Source organism: Streptomyces sp. NPDC047971, from assembly GCF_040653355.1.
Taxonomy (GTDB): domain Bacteria; phylum Actinomycetota; class Actinomycetes; order Streptomycetales; family Streptomycetaceae; genus Streptomyces.
Map to the genome: position 1 here is coordinate 39,322 of NZ_JBEZNW010000003.1, position 17,730 is coordinate 57,051.

Genomic DNA, 17,730 nt, shown 5'->3' on the forward strand with positions numbered 1-17,730 from the left:
CGGGGCCGACGCCTCAGCCCAGCCAGCCCGGGCGCACCAGACCCGACTCGTAGGCCATGACGACGAGCTGGGCCCTGTCGCGCGCGCCCAGCTTCACCATCGCCCGGCTCACGTGCGTCTTGGCGGTCAGGGGGCTGACGACCAGGCGCCGGGCGATCTCCTCGTTCGAGAGGCCGATGCCGACCAGAGCCATCACCTCCCTCTCCCGGTCGGTGAGTTCGTCGAGGACGAACACTCCGGCCGGGGGCTTCGAGCGGGCCGCGAACTCCTCGATGAGCCGTCGCGTCACCCCCGGCGAGAGCAGCGCGTCACCCTCGACGACGGCACGCACGGCCCGCAGCAGCTCCTCCGGCTCGGTGTCCTTGACGAGGAAACCGGAGGCGCCGGAGCGGATGGCCTCGAAGACGTACTCGTCGAGTTCGAACGTGGTCAGCATGACCACCTTCACCTCGCCGAGGGCCGGGTCGCCGGTGATCCTCCGGGTGGCGGCCAGCCCGTCGAGCCTCGGCATCCGGATGTCCATCAGGACGACGTCCGGGCGCAGTTCGCCCGCCTTCGCCGCGGCCTCGTCGCCGTCGGCGGCCTCCCCCGCGACCTCGATGTCCGGCTGGGCGTCCAGGAGCGCGCGGAAGCCCGCCCGTACCAGTGACTGGTCGTCGGCGAGCAGGACACGGATCACGGGGTCTCCCTCGGGCGGGCGGGAAGGACGGCGCGCACCCGGAATCCGCCGTCCGGGCGGGTGCCCGCCTCGATCGTGCCACCGAGCGCCGCGGCCCGCTCCCGCATCCCGGTGAGTCCGCTTCCGCTGCCGCCCGCGTCGCCACCGGTCGCCGGTCCGTCGTCGTCGACGCGGAGCTCCACACCGCCGGGCCGGTAGGCGATCAGCATGCGGGCGGTCCGGGAACCGGAGTGCCGGATCACGTTGGTCAGCGCCTCCTGCAGGATCCGGAAGGCCGCGAGATCGGTCCCGGGCGGCAGCGCCACGGGCTCCCCCTCGGTCGTGGTCTCCACGGTCAGACCCGTGGACGCCGCCTGCTCGACCAGTTCCGGGAGCCGGTCGAGTCCCGGTGCCGGGGTCCGCGGAGCCTCGCCCGGCGCCCGCAGGGTGGCGAGGACCTGCCGGACCTCCCCCAGTGCCTCCTTGCTCGCCGCCTTGATCGTGGTGAGCGCGGTGCGCGCCTGCTCGGGATCGGAGTCCAGCAGGGCCAGCCCGACCCCCGCCTGCACATGGATGACGGAGATCGAGTGGGCGAGGACGTCGTGCAGTTCGCGGGCGATCCGCAGGCGCTCCTCGTCCGCCCGGCGCCGCTCGGCCGCGGCGCGTTCGGCCCGCTGCTGCGCCCACTGCTCCCGGCGGACGCGGACCAGTTCCGAGGCGGCGAGGATCGCGACGACGAACAGGGCCACGGGAATCTCCTGGCCCCAGGGGGCGGCGGAGTCCCCGCGAGGGGGCAGATGGCGGTAGAGCCAGTGGGCGAGGAGCAGATGCCCCGCCCACAGCAGACCCAGCGCCCACCAGGCCGACCGCCGGTGCCCGTGGACGATCGCCGCGTAACAGGCGACGGCGACGAGGAGGAAGACCGGACCGTACGGGTACCCGGCGGCGAAGTAGCCGAGAGCGAGCGCCGTCGTCCCGAAGACCACGGGGACCGGGTGGCGGTGGCGCAGCAGGAGCAGCGCGGAGCCGGCGAGCAGCAGGGCACGGCCGAGGGCGTCCAGCGACTCCCGGTCCGGCTGGTTCCGCGCGGCGAAGCCCGAGCCCACCATCACGAACACGGCGAGCAGCAGGGTGGACCGCCAGGGCAGACCGGTCCCGGGCTCCCGGTCCGCCCACTGCCGCAGCCAGGGCGGCCCGCCCCGGTCACCGAGCGCCCGGGGCGGGCCGCCTTCGCCGTCTCCGCGCAGTTCGTCCATGCCCGCCACGCTAGACGCGGTCGGGCCGCGCGGGCGTCAGCCGGGCGCGGTGCTCACCCCTACTCCCCCGGGAGTACGCGGTGGCGCCCTCCCCGCCGACGGCACGGATGTGGCGTCGTGGGAGTCTGGACGACGTACGAGTCACGGGGGTCACGAGTGCGCAAGAGACATGTGCGGAAACTGCTGCGGGCGATGGCGAGCGGGGAACCGGTCCGCCTGACCTTCATGACCACGACGCGGGGCCGCGCCCGACTCGCCCTCGTCGCGGAGCAGTTCGGGTACGCGTACGCGGATCTGAGCCTGAACGGCAGTTCCACGGTGCTGTCGCTGGATCCCGACCCCACCCCGCGGGCCAGGGCGCGGGCCGCGGAGAACCGGGCACGGTATCCACGGGCGGGCGAAGGACGGGAGCTGCCGCCGATCGCGCCCGAGGACGTCGACCTCCTCGAGGCCCGCATGGTCGTGGACCTCGGCCGGCGGTACTCGACCACGTGGCGCCTGGGGATGGCGGCGGTGGTCACCGTCCTGCTCGCGGAGGAGATCAGCACGGAGTACGGCGACGGCGTGCCCGACGCGCCCGCCCTCGCGGGCATCGCCTGCGCCGTCCTCGCGGCGCTGGTGGTGGTGTTGTTCCCGCTCGGCTTCCGCAGCGTCGCCAAGCGGTCCGCCCGGCTGCGCGCCGCCGGGTTCACGGCGGTGACCGACGCCAACGGACGGCTGCGGTATCTGCCGCCCGGCGGGCGGCTCCCCGGGCACACCGACCCGCCGGCCCCATCGCACCAGGACGCCGCGGACCCGGCAGCGAGCGACCGGACGCCCTCCTGACCCGTACCCCGTCGCCCCCGGCCGGGGCGGGGCCGAGGTGGCTACGGGCGGGGCAGGAGGCCGATGTCGCGGCCGAGGCGCGTGGCGGCGGACGTGAAGAACGCGTCGCGCTCCTCGACGATGCGGTGGAACTGGCCGAACACCTCGAAGGAGACGAGCCCGAAGAGCTGCGACCACGCAGCGACCAGGGCGACGACGAGCCCGGGCGGCAGATCGGGCGCGAAGTCGGCGGCCATCCGCTCCGCCTCGGGGCGCAGCTCTCCGGCAAGCGGCGGCGGGGCGATGCCGTCCGTCGTGAAGGCGTCCCGGGCGATGGAGATGAGAACGAGGCCGACCCGGGAGGCCGGGCCGACGGTGTCCTGGGGGGCGGAGTATCCCGGCACGGGCGAGCCGTAGATCAGGGCGTACTCGTGCGGGTGTGCGACGGCCCAGGCGCGGACGGCCCGGCAGACGGCGGTCCACCGGACGAGGGCGTCGGGCGCGTCGCCCGCGTCCGTGGCGGCGAGGGCCTGTTCGGCGGCGACGCCGACGGCGTCGTACGCGTCGACGATGAGGGCCGTGAGCAGGTCGTCGCGACTGGGGAAGTAGCGGTAGAGGGCGGACGACACCATGCCGAGCTCGCGGGCGACGGCGCGGAGGGAGAGCTTCGGGGCGCCGTCGACGGCGAGCTGCTTGCGGGCCTCGTCCTTGATGGCGGCGGTGATCTCGATGCGGGCGCGGGCCCGGGCTCCTTGAACGCTGGTCATGGAGACAGTCTGCCACCTTTCGGAGCACTGCACTAAAACGAGAGCAGTGCTCTTGCTTTGGGGCACCGATCCGTGCACACTGATCTCAAGAGAGAGCAGTGCTCACAGATTCTTCCTCGGAGGTCGCCATGTCCGCTCAGCCCGCCGCCCACGTCATGAAGCCCGGCTGGATCACGGTCAACGTCATCAACCGGGCCGTCGCCTGGATGACCCGCCGGGGCATCAGCGTCTGGGGCTCCCGCGTCCTCGCGGTCCGTGGCCGCAAGAGCGGCGAATGGCGCACCACTCCCGTCAACCTGATGACGTTCGAGGGCGCCCAGTATCTGGTGGCCCCGCGCGGCCATGTGCAGTGGACCCACAACATGCGGGCGGCGGGCGGCGGCGAACTGCGCCTGGGCAAGCAGGTGCAGACGTTCACCGCCGTCGAGCTGGCCGACGACGAGAAGCCCGTCCTCCTGCGCGCCTACCTCAAGCGCTGGAAGGCCGAGGTCGGCGTGTTCTTCGGCGGGGTCGGGGCGGACTCCACGGACGAGGAGCTGAGGGCGATCGCCCCCAAGCACCCCGTCTTCCGGATCACCACGTCGTCATGAAGCGGTTCGGTCCGCCCGGCCACGCGGCCGGACCGACCCGCCCGATCTCACGACCTCACGACGCCTCGGCGTCACCCGCGTGCCCGGTCTCCCCCGCACCCTTCGACACGCCGGTCGCGCCCGAGGCACCCTCGGCGCCGTCCTCGCCCGACGGGTCCGAGGCACCCTCGGCACGGTCGACCGGTCCTGCGGCGACGGCAGGCTCCGTGACACCACGGCGCGGAGTACCCGCACCGGTGTCCAGCCGCCGGTCCAGGATGTCCAGCGCCCGCCGCGCGATGCCGTTCGAGCGGACCAGACCCGCCAGCGTGGTCGAGCCGCGGGTGATGTCCGTGAAGGCGTTCCAGGCGGGACGCAGGCCCGTGATCGTCGCATGCAGCAGGCCGGGGCTGCGCTCGAAGAGGGCGAGCATGCGCCGCCCGACCGCCATCTCCACACCCAGACCGGCCTTGATCGCGAACGCGTAGTTCAGCGCCTGGCGGCGCGCGTCGACCGCGTCGTGCGACTCCGCGATCCGTACCGCCCACTCCCCCGCGAGCCGGCCCGAGCGCAGGGCGAAGGAGATGCCCTCACGCGTCCACGGCTCCAGGAGACCGGCCGCGTCACCACAGACGAGGACCCGGCCGCGCGACAGCGGCGAGTCGTCACTGCGGCAGCGCGTCAGATGGCCCGAGGAGATCGCCGGTTCGAAGCCCGCGAGCCCGAGCCGGGCGATGAAGTCCTCCAGATAGCGCTTGGTGGCCGCGCCCTCGCCCCGCGCCGAGATGACGCCGACGGTGAGCGTGTCGCCCTTGGGGAAGACCCAGCCGTAGCTGCCGGGCATCGGCCCCCAGTCGATGAGGACGCGCCCCTTCCAGTCCTCGGCCACCGAAGGCGGCACCGGGATCTCCGCCTCCAGCCCCAGGTCCACCTGGTCGAGCTTGACGCCGACATGGGCTCCTATGCGACCGGCGCTGCCGTCCGCTCCGACGACCGACCGGGCCAGGAGCGTCTCGCCGTCGGCCAGGACCACGGCGACGGTCCGCCGGTCGGGCACCGCCGGACCGTGCTGCTCGACGCGGGAGACGGTGGCGCCCGTACGGAGTTCGGCGCCCGCCTTCTGCGCCTGCTCGACGAGGCCGGCGTCGAACTCGGGCCGGTTGATGAGGCCGAAGAGCATCCGGCGGGAGCGGCGCGTACGGGCGAAGCGGCCGTTGTTGGAGAAGGTGACGGCATGCACCCGGTCCTGGAGCGGCAGTTCGAAACCGGGCGGCAGCGCGTCCCGCGACGGTCCGATGATGCCGCCGCCGCAGGTCTTGTACCGGGGCAGTTCCGCCTTCTCCAGGAGGAGCACGCGGCGGCCGGCGACCGCGGCCGCGTAGGCCGCCGACGCACCGGCCGGTCCGGCCCCGACGACCACCACGTCCCAGACGGTCGCGTCCCGCGACTCTCCCGCGCGTACCTCTTCGGCGTCTGCGTTCTCGCTGCTCACGATGTGCTTCTGCTCCTGATCCCACCGACGGTCCATGCTCTTGCGGCATCCTACGGCCCGGTAGTCAGGACCCGGAGCCGTAGGATCGGCCATACGTTCGCCGTACAACCGACATACGGCGACGTCCTTACAACGTCGCACCCACCAGGAGCGTGCCCATGACCGCCAATCCGATCGCCGAGACCGTCGCCGAGCTGATGCCCCGCGCCAAGGCGGAGCTCGCGGAACTCGTGGCCTTCGAGTCGGTGGCGGACGAGGCGGTGGCCCCCCGCAGCGAGTGCGAGGCGGCCGCGAACTGGGTGGCGGACGCGCTGCGCGCGGAGGCGTTCCAGGATGTGGCGCTGCTCGACACGCCGGACGGTTCGCAGTCGGTGTACGGCGTGCTGCCCGGCCCCGTCGGCGCCCCGACGGTCCTGCTCTACGCGCACTACGACGTGCAGCCCAAGCTCGACGAGTCGGCGTGGGTCACCCCGCCGTTCGAGCTGACGGAGCGCGACGGCCGCTGGTACGGGCGCGGCGCGGCCGACTGCAAGGGCGGCTTCATCATGCACCTGCTGGCGCTGCGCGCCCTGAAGGCGAACGGGGGCGTCCCGGTCACGGTCAAGATGATCGTGGAGGGTTCGGAGGAGCAGGGCACGGGCGGTCTGGAGCGGTACGCCGAGGCGCACCCCGAACTCCTCGCCTCCGACGCCATCGTGATCGGCGACACCGGCAACTTCCGGCTGGGTCTGCCGACGGTCACCGCGACGCTGCGCGGCATGACGATGATCCGGGTCCAGATCGACACCCTCGAAGGCAACCTGCACTCCGGCATGTTCGGCGGCGCGGCGCCCGACGCGCTGGCCGCGCTCATCCGGGTCCTGGACACGCTGCGCGCCGAGGACGGCTCGACGGTCATCGACGGCCTGCCGGCCGACGCGGTGTGGGAGGGCCTGCAGTACCCGGAGGACGACTTCCGCGCGGACGCGAAGGTCCTGGCGGGCGTCGGTCTGCCGGGTGACGGCACGGTCGCGGACCGGCTCTGGGCGCGTCCGGCCGTGACGGTCATCGGTATCGACTGCCACCCGGTGGCGGGCGCGACGCCGTCGATCCCGTCGACGGCGCGGGCGCAGATCAGCCTGCGGGTGCCGCCGGGCCAGGACGCCGCCGAGGCGACGAAGCTGCTGTACGCGCACATCGAGAAGCGCGTGCCGTGGAACGCCCGGGTCTCCTTCGAGCAGGTCGGCCAGGGCCAGGCGTTCCGGGCGGACGTCTCCAGCCCGGCGTACGTCTCGATGGCGGAGGCGATGCGGATCGCGTACCCCGGGCAGGAGATGCAGACCTCCGGCATGGGCGGCTCGATCCCGCTGTGCAACACGCTCGCCTCGCTCTACCCCGAGGCGGAGATCCTGCTGATCGGCCTGAGCGAGCCGGAGGCGCAGATCCACGCGGTGAACGAGTCGGTGTCGCCCGAGGAGCTGGAGCGCCTGTCGGTGGCCGAGGCGCACTTCCTCCTCAACTACGCCCGTTCGAAGCAGGGTTAAGCGTTCGGCGAAGCTCGCCGAGAGCGTAGAGGCCCACGGCGGACCTGCGTCGATACGTAGGTTCGCCGTATGGACTTCATCGAGATCGCGCCCCGACTGCACATGCTGCACTTCTCGATCGGCCAGGCCTATCTGTGGCGGGACGACGAGGAGTCGACCCTGATCGACGCCGGCTGGGTGGGCTCGGCTCCGGAGATCGAGTCGGCGATCCGGGGTGCGGGGCTCGATCCGGCCTCGCTGCGCCGGATCGTGCTCACCCACTGCCACCGTGACCACGTCGGTTCGGCCCAGGACCTCGCCGACCGGTGGGGCGCCGAGATCGTCGCGCACCGTCTCGACGCCCCGGTGATCCGGGGCGAGGCCCCGGTCCCCGAGCCCGACCTGCTCGACTGGGAGGTCCCGCTGCACGAGAACGGTCTGACCGTCCCCGTCGCTCCGCCGACCCGGGTCGACCGGGAGGTGGAGGACGGGGACGCGCTGGGCTTCGGGGGCGGGGCCGTGGTGGTGCACACGCCCGGTCACACGCCCGGCTCGATCGCGGTCCACCTTCCGGAGCACGGCGTCCTGTTCACCGGCGACACGGTGGCGTCGGTGGGAGGCGTGATGCTCGGGGTGTTCCATGTGGACCGCGGGCGCGCCATGGAATCGATGCGGCGTCTGGCGGAGTTGAAGCCGTCGGTCCTGTGCTGTGGGCACGGGGACCCGGTGACGACGGACACCGCCCGTCTGCTGGCCGAGGCGGTCGCGTGACCCGTCGGCGTCCCGCCGTCAGCCGACCGGCACGCCGGCCTCCAGGTTGAGCACGGTCCCGCGTTCGCGGGCGCGCAGGGCCCAGCGGAGGCGGCGGTAGCGGACCGGGGGCAGCATGTCGGCCGCCTCCTCCTCGGTGACGAAGCGCCAGCCGCGGAGTTCGGCGCCGGGCAGGAGGAGCCGGTCCGCGTCGGCGGCCGGCAGCCGGCCGCCGTCGAAGAGCAGGCGCAGGCCGCCGTACCCCGGCGGCTGGGGGCGTTCCCAGTCCACGAGCAACAGCCGGGGTACGGCGTCGAGTTCGACCCCTATCTCCTCGGCGACCTCGCGCATCCCGGCCCGCGCGGGTGGTTCGCCGGGCTCGACGACGCCGCCGGGGAACTCCCAGCCCGGCTTGTAGGTGGGGTCGACGAGCAGGAAGCGGTCCTCCTCGTCGAAGAGGAGGACGCCGGCGGCGAGCGTCTCGCCGCTGGGTTCGGGGGTCTGGACGATGCCGCAGGGGGCGGCCTCGCCGGAGGCGACGGCCTCGGCGATGCGCGTGGCCGCCTCGCCCGGGGTGAGGGAGGAGGTGTCGACGACGTGCGCGTCGGCGGCCAGCCAGTCGTGCAGGGCGGTGCGGTAGGGCTCGATGTGGTCGAGGGACCACTGGCGTACGCGCTCCAGCGCCAGGGGGTCCGAGTCATCGGGCGTACGGCTCTTGATCCGGGCGCGCAGGATCGTTTCATCGGGGGCGACCAGGACGTGCCGGACCTGGATGCGCCGGGCGGCGAGTCCCCCGAAGATCTCGTCCCGGTACTCCTGGCGCAGCAGGGTCATGGGGACGACCAGCACGCCGCCGACCTCGGCGAGCAGGGCCGCGGCGGTGTCCACGACCAGCCGGCGCCAGATCGGCAGGTCCTGGTAGTCGTCGACCTCGTCGAGCCGCTTCTCGGGCAGCAGCCGGTGCATCGCGGAGCCGATGACCTCGGGGTCGTACAGCGTGCTGTGCGGGATCAGATCGACCAGCTCGCGCGCGGTGGTGGACTTCCCCGCACCGAACGTCCCGTTGATCCAGACGATCACGATTCCCCCTCTTCGATAGCCCACAGTGGCTTGCCCGCAACACCCTGCCACGGAAACCCCCGGGCGGAACCGTGGGCGCCGGGTCGACGTGGAGAGGGGTGAGTGGGCGGCTGTGAGACGCCTCACTCGACGAACGCGCGTACGGGCCGGTGCGTAACACTTCGGGACGGGGCGTCGTTGGACCGGCGAGGCAAGGGGGTGCGGAGATGAGCCGTACGGTATTGCAGTGGTTTCCCGCGGGAGGCCCACGGGGCAGCTGGCCCGCCGAGGAGTTCGCCAGGGCCCGCCGGGACGAAGGGCTCCCGGCGGAGGTCGTGATGGACCTGGAGTCGGACGCGTTCCTGGTGATCGTGGAGCAGAGGAGGCCGGAGCCGGTGGGCGGTTGACCCCGCCGGGCCGGTGACGCGCCGTCAGCGCCCCGCCCGGGCCGCGCCTTCCGGGACGCGGGGGCCCGCGGCGGCCGCGGCTCCGAGGAGGCCCGCGTCCGTGCCGGTGAGCGCCGGGACGACGACGAGGTCGCGGACGAACGACAGCGTGGCGTAGGCGTGCAGGCTGCGCCGGAGCGGGTCGAACAGCACGTCACCCGCGCCCGCCACTCCCCCGCCCACGACGGCGATGTCGATCTCGACGAGGGTCGCGGTGGCGGCGATGCCCGCGGCGAGCGCCTGCGCGGCGCGCTCGAAGGAGGCCACGGCGACCGGGTCCCCGGCCCGGGCGGCGGCCGCGACCGCCGCGGCCGAGGTGTCGCCGTCGGGGCCCGGCCGCCAGCCGCCGTCCAGCGCGCGACGCGCGATGTGCGGCCCGCTGGCGATCCGCTCGACACAGCCGCGCCCGCCGCAGGCGCACGGGTCGCCGTCCAGGTCCACGCTGATGTGGCCGATGTGGCCCGCGTTGCCGGTGGGACCGGGGTGGACGCGACCGTCGAGCACCAGACCGCCGCCCACACCGGTCGAGACGACCAGGCACAGCGCGTTGTCATGGCCGCGTGCCGCACCCTGCCAGTGCTCGGCGGCCGTCATGGCGACACCGTCGCCGACCAGCGTGACCGGCCGGCCCCCGGTCACCTTGTGGACCCGCTCGACGAGCGGGAAGCCGCGCCAGCCGGGCACGTTCACGGGGCTGACGGTGCCCGCCGAGGCGTCCACCGGCCCGGCGCTGCCGATGCCCACCGCGTGCGCCGACTCCCAGAGCGGCGAGGCCGCCAGGTCGGCGAGCACCGCCTCGACGGCACGCATCACCGTCTCGCCGTCCTCCTGCGCGGGGGTGGGCCGCTGAGCCCGTACGAGGATGGCGCCGTCGCCGTCCACCAGCGCGCCGGCGATCTTGGTGCCACCGAAGTCCAGGGCGACGACGAGGTCATTCTGCATCTGCGCGGTGTCTCCAGAAGGCACGGGAACGGTCGATCGCTGCGACCTACAGTCTCCCTCGGTATGACAACGTTGTCCAGGCCCTATGCTCGGACGAGACAGAGACGAGACAGAGGAGATCCGCGCACCGTGGCCGACACCGCCCGCCGCCCCGAACACCGTTACGGCAATCGGCCCACGATGAAGGACGTGGCCGCCCGCGCCGGTGTCGGACTGAAGACGGTCTCACGGGTCGTCAACGGCGAACCGGGCGTCACCCCGGACACCGAGCGCCGGGTCCAGGAGGCCATCGACTCGCTCGGCTTCCGGCGCAACGACAGCGCCCGCGTGCTCCGCAAGGGCCGCACCGCCTCCGTGGGCCTCGTCCTCGAGGACCTCGCCGACCCGTTCTACGGCCCCCTCAGCCGCGCCGTGGAGGAGGTGGCCCGCGCCCACGGGGCCCTGCTCATCAACGGCTCCAGCGCGGAGGACCCGGACCGGGAGCAGGAGCTCGCCCTCGCGCTGTGCGCCAGGCGTGTCGACGGGTTGATCGTGATCCCCGCGGGCACGGACCACCGCTATCTGGAACCGGAGATCAAGGCCGGCGTCGCCACCGTCTTCGTGGACCGCCCCGCCGGCCGGATCGAGGCCGACGCCGTCCTGTCGGACAGCTTCGGAGGGGCTCGCGCCGGGGTCGCCCACCTGATCGCGCACGGTCACCGCCGGATCGGCTTCGTCGGCGACCAGCCCCGCATCCACACCGCGACCGAGCGTCTGCGCGGCTACCGCGCGGCGATGGAGGACGCGGGTCTGGGCGTCGAGGAGTCCTGGGTGTCCCTGGGCCCGACGGACCCGGACCGGGTGCGGGAGGCGGTCACGGCCATGGTGTCGGGGCCGGAGCCGGTCACCGCGCTCTTCGCGGGCAACAACCGGGTGACCGTCACCGCCGTCCGGGCCCTCGCGGGCCGCGAACGGCCCGTCGCCCTGGTCGGTTTCGACGACATCGAGCTCGCCGACCTGCTCGGGATCACCGTCATCGCCCAGGACGCGGCGGCGCTGGGCCGCACGGCGGCGGAGCGGCTCTTCCGCCGTCTGGACGGTTTCGACGACGCGCCCGCCCAAGTGGTTCTGGAGACCCGGCTGATCGCGCGCGGCTCCGGCGAGATCCCGCCGCCGTCCGCGTAACGGCCCGCGGGTCCCGTACCGACGAACCGTCACCGGCGCCCCGCCCGGTGACGGCCGGCCGCCCTCCCTCCCGGGCCCACCGCGCACGCCGACGCCCCGCTCTCCGTCGCGTGAGGCACGCGCGGAGGGCGGGGCGGGTTATTCGTGCCGGTGGTTACTGCGCCGTGGCCGTGAGGTCGCCTCGGCGCGGGGCGGCGAAGCGGTCGAGGTCCGCCCGGGTCAGGCCGGTGAGGGCGTCGACCTCGGCGGTGTCGAGCGCGCCGCAGTCGATGCCGCGCAGCAGGTAGGAGCTGAGGGCCTTGGCGGTGGCGGGCTCGTCCATGACGTCGCCGCCCGCGTGGTTGGCGTAGGCGGACAGGCGCTTGGCGGCGGCCTCGAAGCCCTCGCGGTAGAAGGCGAAGACCGCGGCGTAGCGGGTGGGGATGTGGCCCGGGTGCATGTCCCAGCCCTGGTAGTAGGCGCGGGCGAGCGCGCGGCGCGTGAGGCCGTAGTGCAGGCGCCATGCCTCGTGGACGTGCTCGGTGGAGCCGACCGGGAGGACGTTGGTGGAGCCGTCGGAGACCCGTACGCCCGTGCCGGCGGCGGCGACCTGCATGATCGCCTTGGCGTGGTCGGCCGCCGGATGGTCGCTGGCCTGGTAGGCGGCGGAGACGCCCAGGCAGGCGCTGTAGTCGAAGGTGCCGTAGTGCAGTCCGGTGGCCCGGCCCTCGGCGGCGCCGATCATGCGGGCGACGGCGGCGGTCCCGTCGGTGGCGAGGATGGACTGGCTGGTCTCGATCTGGATCTCGAAGCCGAGGCGGCCGGCGTCCAGGCCGTGGGTCTTCTCGAAGGCTTCGAGGAGGCGGACGAAGGCGGAGACCTGCTCGGGGTAGGTGACCTTCGGGAGGGTGAGGACGAGGCCGTCGGGCAGGCCGCCGTTCTCGACGAGACCGGTCAGGAAGATGTCGGTGGTGCGGATGCCGCGGTCGCGGACGGCGGCCTCCATGCACTTCATCCGGACGCCCATGTACGGCGCCGCCGTGCCGTTCTCGTACGCCTCCGAGATCAGCCGGGCCGCGCGGGCGGCGTCGTGGTCCTCGTCCTGGCCCGCGTAGCCGTCCTCGAAGTCGACGCGGAGGTCCTCGATGGGCTCGCGCTCCAGCTTGGCCCGTACGCGGCCGTAGACGTCCGCGGCGAGGTCGTCGGAGAGGCCGAGGACGGCGGCGAAGGAGTCCGCGTCGGGGGCGTGCTGGTCGAGGGCCGCGAGGGCCTGGTCGCCCCAGGAGCGGATCGTTCCGGCGTCGAAGACGTTGCCGGGTACGTAGACGGTGTGGACGGGCTGGCGGGTGCCCGGGTCACCGGGGTAGCGCCGGTCGAGCTCGGCGTCCACCGCTGCGAGGGAGGCGCTGATGCCCTCGCTGACCGCTCCGGCGAGGCTCGTCGACACCTTCTCCTGCTGACCCATCCCACATCCTCCTATTTTCCGCTTCACGGAATCAACAATCCGTATAGCGAAGTTAGTAGTCCGCCGGGACCTGCGTCAATGGCTGTCCGAAACGGCCGGGGGCCGCGCGGCGATGATCACCACGCGGCCCCCGGACCGTACAGATGCGCAGGTCAAGCCCTGCGAAGGTCAGCCCTTGCGGGACTTGACCTCCTCGGTCAGCTGCGGGACGACGTCGAAGAGGTCGCCCACGACGCCGTAGTCGACGAGGTCGAAGATCGGGGCCTCGGCGTCCTTGTTGATCGCGACGATGGTCTTCGAGGTCTGCATACCCGCGCGGTGCTGGATCGCACCGGAGATGCCGGAGGCGATGTACAGCTGCGGCGAGACCGACTTGCCGGTCTGGCCGACCTGGTTGGAGTGCGGGTACCAGCCGGCGTCCACCGCGGCGCGGGAGGCGCCGACGGCGGCACCGAGGGAGTCGGCGAGCGCCTCGATGACCGCGAAGTTCTCGGCGCCGTTGACGCCACGGCCACCGGAGACCACGATCGCGGCCTCGGTCAGCTCCGGACGGCCGGTCGACTCACGCGGGGTGCGCGCGGTGACCTTGGTGCCGGTGGCCAGCGCGCCGAAGGTGACCGCGAGGGCCTCGACGGTGCCGGCGGCCGGGGCGGCCTCGACCGGGGCCGAGTTCGGCTTGACCGTGATGACCGGGGTGCCCTTGGAGACACGGGACTTGGTGGTGAAGGAGGCGGCGAACGCGGACTGCGTCGCGACCGGACCCTCGTCACCGGCCTCCAGGTCGACGGCGTCGGTGATGATGCCGGAGCCGATGCGGACCGCGAGGCGGGCCGCGATCTCCTTGCCCTCGGCGGAGGACGGGACGAGCACGGCGGCCGGGGAGACAGCCTCATGCGCGGCCTGGAGCGCGTCGACCTTCGGGACGACGAGGTAGTCGGCGAACTCGGGGGCGTCGGCCGTGAGGACCTTGACCGCGCCGTGCTCGGCGAGCGTGGCGGCGGTGTCGGCGGCGCCGTTGCCCAGCGCGACGGCGACGGGCTCGCCGATGCGGCGGGCCAGCGTCAGCAGCTCCAGGGTGGGCTTGCGGACGGCTCCGTCGACGTGGTCGACGTAGACGAGAATCTCAGCCATGGGGATTCAATCTCCTGCGAACGAAAAGGGGGCGGACTTCAGCGGCTCGCGCGAGCGCTTAGATGAACTTCTGGCTCGCGAGGAACTCGGCCAGCTGCTTGCCGCCCTCGCCCTCGTCCTTGACGATCGTGCCCGCGGTGCGCGCGGGGCGCTCGGCGGCGGAGTCGACCGCGGTCCACGCGCCCTCCAGGCCCACCTCGTCGGCCTCGATGTCGAGGTCGTCGAGGTCCAGGGACTCCACCGGCTTCTTCTTGGCGGCCATGATGCCCTTGAAGGACGGGTAGCGGGCCTCGCCCGACTGGTCCGTCACCGACACGACGGCCGGAAGCGCGGCCTCCAGCTGCTCCGACGCGGTGTCACCGTCGCGACGGCCCTTGACGACGCCGTCCTCGATGGAGACCTCGGAGAGCAGCGTGACCTGCGGGACGCCCAGACGCTCGGCGAGGATCGCCGGGAGGACACCCATGGTGCCGTCGGTGGAGGCCATACCGGCGATGACGACGTCGTAGCCGGTCTTCTCGATGGCCTTGGCGAGCACGAGCGAGGTGCCCATGACGTCGGTGCCGTGCAGATCGTCGTCCTCGACGTGGACGGCCTTGTCGGCGCCCATCGACAGCGCCTTGCGCAGCGCGTCCTTGGCGTCCTCGGGACCGACGGTGAGGACGGTGACCTCGGCGTCGTCGGCCTCCTCGGCGATCTGCAGCGCCTGCTCGACCGCGTACTCGTCGAGCTCCGACAGCAGGCCGTCGACGTCGTCGCGGTCGACGGTCAGGTCATCGGCGAAGTGCCGGTCGCCAGTGGCGTCGGGCACGTACTTCACACAGACAACGATCCTCAAGCTCACGCCGGCTCTCCTACTGCATCGTCATAACGGGGCTGCCTTGTTGCTCGCAGCATAGGCGCCTGAAGGGCGGGTTTCCGGTCGGGGCGTCCTCCGCCCCGACCAAAATATTACTCGCCAGTACACCCAGTCCGTTACCAGTGAGCAAGCGCTCAGGCATGTGACCTTGCCAACGCTCAGGTTAGGGAACCCTCAGTCACGCAGAGCGTTGAAGCGTCCCTGGTGGTAGAGGAGCGGCCTGCCCACCCCGCTCGGGTCCCCGGCCACGACCTCGGCTATCACGATCCGATGATCCCCGGCCGGGACCCGCGCCACCACCCGGCAGACCAGCCAGGCCAGGACGTCGTCCAGGATCGGGACGCCCTCGGGCCCCACGCTCCAGCGCGTCGGACCGCCGAAGCGGTCGGCGCCGCTGCGGGCGAAGGTGCCGGCCAGCTCCTGCTGGTGCTCGCCGAGTATGTGGACGCCGATGTGCTCCGTCTCCGAGAGGACGGGCCAGCTGGAGGAGGCGGTGCCCACGCCGAAGGAGATCAGCGGAGGCTCCGCGGCCACGGAGTTGAGGGAGGTGGCGGTGAAACCGACGGGGCGTTCCCCCTGGGCGGTGATGACCGCGACACCGGCCGCGTGCTGCCGGAAGACGGAACGGAGGAGGTCGGGAGAGGCCGTCCGAGGGGCGCCTATGGTGCGGAGCTCGGGCGAGATCGTCATGGAGTTGTCCTTCTGCGAGGGCATCGTGAGGGGGTCCGTGGCTTCTCAGGCGCCCGGACAGCGCGCGCTCGCGTTGCGGGCCAGGTCCACATGGGCCCGGCCGTGGAGAAGGATTTCTGCAGGCACGTCGCCAGCCTGACGATCGTTGCCGGGTGCAGTCAAGTGGGTACCGGGATGTGGGAGAAGTGTCACCGCGTCAGACCGCGCGCCCCAGCGCGGCGATGACGTCCGCGCGGCGGGGCTGCCCGGACGCCCTGACGACGATGCGTCCGGCGCGGTCGAGGACGAGCACGGTCGGGGTCCGCTCGATCCCCATCTCGCGGACGAGGTCCAGCCGCTCCTCGGCGTCGATCTCCACATGCCCCACGCCCTCGACCATCTCCGCCACCTCGGACAGGGTCCGCCGGGTGGCGCGGCAGGGCTGGCAGAAGGCCGTGGAGAACTGCACGAGGGTGGCCCGCTCCCCCAGTTCGACCCCGAGCCGGTCCGCGCCCAGCGACTGCTCCGTCATGTTCCGCTCCCTGCCTTTCGACGTCCTGTGCAGCGTTCCACGGCACCGTTCGATTCCCGCCACAACCACCGGGAGTGACGAGAATCTCCCTGTACGAAGCCGTCAGGGCTGGTCACCACGGCCCACATGGGGCACGATCTGCCCAAAGCCGAAAACCTACGGCCGCGTAACTTCCGCCGGGAGAACCCTCCCCAGGAACAGAAGAAGGGGTTCCTCTCAGATGGCAGAACTCGTGTATCGGCCGGTCGTCGGCGCCGCGCTCACCTTGTTCAAGGCGCTGGACCTGAAGATCGACACGCAGGGTTCCGAGAACATCCCGCGCACGGGCGGGGCGGTGCTCGTCAGCAACCACATCAGCTATCTGGACTTCATCTTCACGGGCCTGGCCGCGCTGCCGCAGAAGCGGCTGGTGCGCTTCATGGCCAAGGAGTCGGTGTTCCGGCACAAGGTGTCGGGCCCCCTGATGCGCGGCATGAAGCACATCCCGGTGGACCGCTCCCAGGGCGAGCACGCCTACAAGCACGCCCTGGAGTCGCTCAAGGCCGGGGAGATCGTCGGCGTCTTCCCCGAGGCGACCATCTCGCAGTCCTTCACGCTCAAGAGCTTCAAGTCGGGTGCGGCGCGGCTCGCCCAGGAGGCCGGGGTCCCGCTGATCCCGATGGCGCTCTGGGGTACCCAGCGCATCTGGACCAAGGGCCGGCCCCGGAACTTCAAGCGCAGCCACATCCCGGTCACGATCCGGGTGGGCGAGCCGGTGGAGGCTCCCACGGACCAGTACGCGGGCGCGATCACCCGGCGGCTGCGCGAGCGCTGCCAGGAGCTCCTGGAGGCCGCGCAGCGCGCCTATCCGGTACGCCCCAAGGACGCGAGCGACACCTGGTGGGTGCCCGCGCACCTCGGGGGTACGGCTCCCACCCCGGCCGAGGTCAAGGACGCCGGCTGACCGGCGGGCCGAGCGGCCGGAAGGCCACCGCCCGCGGCGTCACTCCGGGTCGCGGACGGTGATCCGCGCCCCGGGGTTCAGCTTTCCGAGGGAATCGGCGAGCTCGTCGCCCGCGGCGATCAGCTCCTCGCGCGTCATGGGGGTCAGCGACTCCAGCAGGAAGACCGCGTTGACCGTGTCGTCGTCGATGCGGGTGCGCGGCCCCTGGCGCCAGTTCCAGCGCCGGCAGGTGACGCCCGCCTCGTCGCACCAGACGACCTCGCCCGGCTCGGGGTGCTCCACGGTCTCCTCGCCGCCCGCCGTGGTCACGAACGCCTCGTCACCGGTGGCGCGCACGAGCCGCATCTCGCCCTGGATCTTGTCGAGGTCCTCGCCGCCGACGGGGATCAGGTGCGCGACGCTGATCGCGTTGTAGGCGTCGACGAGCCGGTTGATCCTGGGCAGTCCGCCGTCCGCGAGGGCGCGCTTGGCCAGGGCCTCCGCGGAGTTCCGGGTACGGCTGGGCTTGGCGCCGAAGGCGGAGTACGCCGCGCGCCAGGCGGCGACGTGCGGGTCCTTGTCCGGCGCCTGCCCGTCGAGCCGCTCGGCGAGACGTCGGGCCGCGTCGTCGAGCAGCACCGAACTGACCTCGTCGCTGGGGCCGTTGACGAGTCCGTGGGCCTCGACCGCGAGATGGGTGAAGCCGGGCACGAGGGTGCGCACCTCGTCGGAGACTGTCAGGGTGAGGGGCATCGTCGTCCTTG

Annotated in this window: 19 protein-coding genes; 7 read left to right on the plus strand and 12 right to left on the minus strand. The window is 72.6% G+C overall.

The annotated features are described in order from the left end of the window. Positions 1-13: 13 nt before the first annotated feature. The gene (locus AB0D99_RS04310) at positions 14-679 is read right to left on the minus strand and encodes a response regulator transcription factor (protein WP_362356751.1); all 666 of its coding nucleotides are present in this window, start codon (positions 677-679) and stop codon (positions 14-16) included. After that, positions 676-1,914: a sensor histidine kinase gene (locus AB0D99_RS04315; RefSeq protein ID WP_362356753.1), complete on the minus strand. Its 1,239-nt coding sequence runs from the start codon at positions 1,912-1,914 to the stop codon at positions 676-678. Before AB0D99_RS04315 ends, AB0D99_RS04310 begins: the two co-directional genes overlap by 4 nt. A 156-nt stretch (positions 1,915-2,070) precedes the next feature. Between AB0D99_RS04315 and AB0D99_RS04320 the strand changes: the two genes are divergently transcribed. Then, positions 2,071-2,739 carry a hypothetical protein gene (locus AB0D99_RS04320; RefSeq protein ID WP_362356755.1) on the plus strand — a complete coding sequence of 223 codons (669 nt, stop codon included), beginning with the start codon at positions 2,071-2,073 and terminating at the stop codon, positions 2,737-2,739. A gap of 41 nt (positions 2,740-2,780) precedes the next feature. Here the strand turns inward: AB0D99_RS04320 and AB0D99_RS04325 are convergent, their stop codons facing one another. After that, entirely contained in the window at positions 2,781-3,485 is a 705-nt protein-coding gene (locus AB0D99_RS04325; protein ID WP_362356757.1) for a TetR/AcrR family transcriptional regulator, read from the minus strand. A 128-nt stretch (positions 3,486-3,613) separates the two neighbouring features. Between AB0D99_RS04325 and AB0D99_RS04330 the strand changes: the two genes are divergently transcribed. Next, on the plus strand, positions 3,614-4,075 hold the full coding sequence (locus AB0D99_RS04330; protein WP_362356759.1) for a nitroreductase family deazaflavin-dependent oxidoreductase: 462 nt from the start codon (positions 3,614-3,616) through the stop codon (positions 4,073-4,075). Positions 4,076-4,130: 55 nt separating this feature from the next. On the opposite strand, the gene AB0D99_RS04335 is transcribed toward AB0D99_RS04330, so the two are convergent. Beyond that, a complete protein-coding gene (locus tag AB0D99_RS04335; protein ID WP_362356761.1) occupies positions 4,131-5,582 on the minus strand; it encodes a geranylgeranyl reductase family protein in 1,452 nt (483 codons plus the stop codon). A 122-nt stretch (positions 5,583-5,704) separates the two neighbouring features. On the opposite strand from AB0D99_RS04335, the gene AB0D99_RS04340 reads away from it, so the two are divergent. Both AB0D99_RS04340 and AB0D99_RS04345 read left to right on the plus strand, forming a co-directional pair. After that, complete coding sequence (locus AB0D99_RS04340) at positions 5,705-7,069, plus strand: dipeptidase (protein ID WP_362356763.1); 1,365 nt, start codon at positions 5,705-5,707, stop codon at positions 7,067-7,069. A gap of 69 nt (positions 7,070-7,138) precedes the next feature. Beyond that, the gene (locus tag AB0D99_RS04345; protein ID WP_362356765.1) at positions 7,139-7,819 is read left to right on the plus strand and encodes an MBL fold metallo-hydrolase; all 681 of its coding nucleotides are present in this window, start codon (positions 7,139-7,141) and stop codon (positions 7,817-7,819) included. An 18-nt stretch (positions 7,820-7,837) separates the two neighbouring features. Here the strand turns inward: AB0D99_RS04345 and AB0D99_RS04350 are convergent, their stop codons facing one another. Further along, entirely contained in the window at positions 7,838-8,881 is a 1,044-nt protein-coding gene (locus AB0D99_RS04350; RefSeq protein ID WP_362357214.1) for an NUDIX domain-containing protein, read from the minus strand. Positions 8,882-9,084: 203 nt separating this feature from the next. Between AB0D99_RS04350 and AB0D99_RS04355 the strand changes: the two genes are divergently transcribed. Next, positions 9,085-9,264, plus strand: coding sequence for a hypothetical protein (locus AB0D99_RS04355; RefSeq protein WP_362356767.1), 180 nt, complete (start codon positions 9,085-9,087; stop codon positions 9,262-9,264). 24 nt (positions 9,265-9,288) lie between these two features. Here AB0D99_RS04355 and AB0D99_RS04360 read toward each other — a convergent pair whose 3' ends face one another. Beyond that, complete coding sequence (locus AB0D99_RS04360) at positions 9,289-10,245, minus strand: ROK family protein (RefSeq protein WP_362356769.1); 957 nt, start codon at positions 10,243-10,245, stop codon at positions 9,289-9,291. Positions 10,246-10,374: 129 nt separating this feature from the next. Here AB0D99_RS04360 and AB0D99_RS04365 point away from each other — a divergent pair, with 129 nt between their 5' ends. Next, positions 10,375-11,409: a LacI family DNA-binding transcriptional regulator gene (locus AB0D99_RS04365; RefSeq protein ID WP_362356771.1), complete on the plus strand. Its 1,035-nt coding sequence runs from the start codon at positions 10,375-10,377 to the stop codon at positions 11,407-11,409. A gap of 154 nt (positions 11,410-11,563) precedes the next feature. Here AB0D99_RS04365 and AB0D99_RS04370 read toward each other — a convergent pair whose 3' ends face one another. From AB0D99_RS04370 to AB0D99_RS04390, 5 genes are all read right to left on the minus strand, one after another. Next, a complete protein-coding gene (locus AB0D99_RS04370) occupies positions 11,564-12,853 on the minus strand; it encodes an aldolase/citrate lyase family protein (RefSeq protein ID WP_362356773.1) in 1,290 nt (429 codons plus the stop codon). Between the two features lie 168 nt (positions 12,854-13,021). After that, a complete protein-coding gene (locus AB0D99_RS04375; protein ID WP_362356775.1) occupies positions 13,022-13,984 on the minus strand; it encodes an electron transfer flavoprotein subunit alpha/FixB family protein in 963 nt (320 codons plus the stop codon). Between the two features lie 58 nt (positions 13,985-14,042). Next, positions 14,043-14,828 (minus strand): electron transfer flavoprotein subunit beta/FixA family protein, encoded by a 786-nt coding sequence (locus AB0D99_RS04380; protein ID WP_362356777.1) that lies wholly within the window; start codon positions 14,826-14,828, stop codon positions 14,043-14,045. Positions 14,829-15,017: 189 nt separating this feature from the next. Then, positions 15,018-15,533 carry a flavin reductase family protein gene (locus AB0D99_RS04385; RefSeq protein WP_362356779.1) on the minus strand — a complete coding sequence of 172 codons (516 nt, stop codon included), beginning with the start codon at positions 15,531-15,533 and terminating at the stop codon, positions 15,018-15,020. Positions 15,534-15,729: 196 nt separating this feature from the next. Further along, complete coding sequence (locus AB0D99_RS04390) at positions 15,730-16,044, minus strand: thioredoxin family protein (protein WP_362356781.1); 315 nt, start codon at positions 16,042-16,044, stop codon at positions 15,730-15,732. 220 nt (positions 16,045-16,264) lie between these two features. Between AB0D99_RS04390 and AB0D99_RS04395 the strand changes: the two genes are divergently transcribed. Continuing rightward, entirely contained in the window at positions 16,265-16,987 is a 723-nt protein-coding gene (locus tag AB0D99_RS04395; protein WP_362356783.1) for a lysophospholipid acyltransferase family protein, read from the plus strand. 39 nt (positions 16,988-17,026) lie between these two features. On the opposite strand, the gene AB0D99_RS04400 is transcribed toward AB0D99_RS04395, so the two are convergent. Further along, a complete protein-coding gene (locus AB0D99_RS04400) occupies positions 17,027-17,719 on the minus strand; it encodes a phenylalanine--tRNA ligase beta subunit-related protein (RefSeq protein WP_362356785.1) in 693 nt (230 codons plus the stop codon). Between the last annotated feature and the right edge of the window lie 11 nt (positions 17,720-17,730).

What these genes read in the sequence shown, in the direction of transcription:
- AB0D99_RS04330 (WP_362356759.1), top strand. Translation starts at nt 3,614, where the DNA reads ATGTCCGCTCAGCCCGCCGCCCACGTCATGAAGCCCGGCTGGATCACG.
- AB0D99_RS04345 (WP_362356765.1), top strand. Translation starts at nt 7,139, where the DNA reads ATGGACTTCATCGAGATCGCGCCCCGACTGCACATGCTGCACTTCTCG.
- AB0D99_RS04325 (WP_362356757.1), bottom strand. Translation starts at nt 3,485, where the DNA reads ATGACCAGCGTTCAAGGAGCCCGGGCCCGCGCCCGCATCGAGATCACC.
- AB0D99_RS04340 (WP_362356763.1), top strand. Translation starts at nt 5,705, where the DNA reads ATGACCGCCAATCCGATCGCCGAGACCGTCGCCGAGCTGATGCCCCGC.
- AB0D99_RS04395 (WP_362356783.1), top strand. Translation starts at nt 16,265, where the DNA reads ATGGCAGAACTCGTGTATCGGCCGGTCGTCGGCGCCGCGCTCACCTTG.
- AB0D99_RS04355 (WP_362356767.1), top strand. Translation starts at nt 9,085, where the DNA reads ATGAGCCGTACGGTATTGCAGTGGTTTCCCGCGGGAGGCCCACGGGGC.
- AB0D99_RS04390 (WP_362356781.1), bottom strand. Translation starts at nt 16,044, where the DNA reads ATGACGGAGCAGTCGCTGGGCGCGGACCGGCTCGGGGTCGAACTGGGG.
- AB0D99_RS04400 (WP_362356785.1), bottom strand. Translation starts at nt 17,719, where the DNA reads ATGCCCCTCACCCTGACAGTCTCCGACGAGGTGCGCACCCTCGTGCCC.
- AB0D99_RS04375 (WP_362356775.1), bottom strand. Translation starts at nt 13,984, where the DNA reads ATGGCTGAGATTCTCGTCTACGTCGACCACGTCGACGGAGCCGTCCGC.
- AB0D99_RS04335 (WP_362356761.1), bottom strand. Translation starts at nt 5,582, where the DNA reads ATGGACCGTCGGTGGGATCAGGAGCAGAAGCACATCGTGAGCAGCGAG.
- AB0D99_RS04360 (WP_362356769.1), bottom strand. Translation starts at nt 10,245, where the DNA reads ATGCAGAATGACCTCGTCGTCGCCCTGGACTTCGGTGGCACCAAGATC.
- AB0D99_RS04370 (WP_362356773.1), bottom strand. Translation starts at nt 12,853, where the DNA reads ATGGGTCAGCAGGAGAAGGTGTCGACGAGCCTCGCCGGAGCGGTCAGC.
- AB0D99_RS04315 (WP_362356753.1), bottom strand. Translation starts at nt 1,914, where the DNA reads ATGGACGAACTGCGCGGAGACGGCGAAGGCGGCCCGCCCCGGGCGCTC.
- AB0D99_RS04385 (WP_362356779.1), bottom strand. Translation starts at nt 15,533, where the DNA reads ATGACGATCTCGCCCGAGCTCCGCACCATAGGCGCCCCTCGGACGGCC.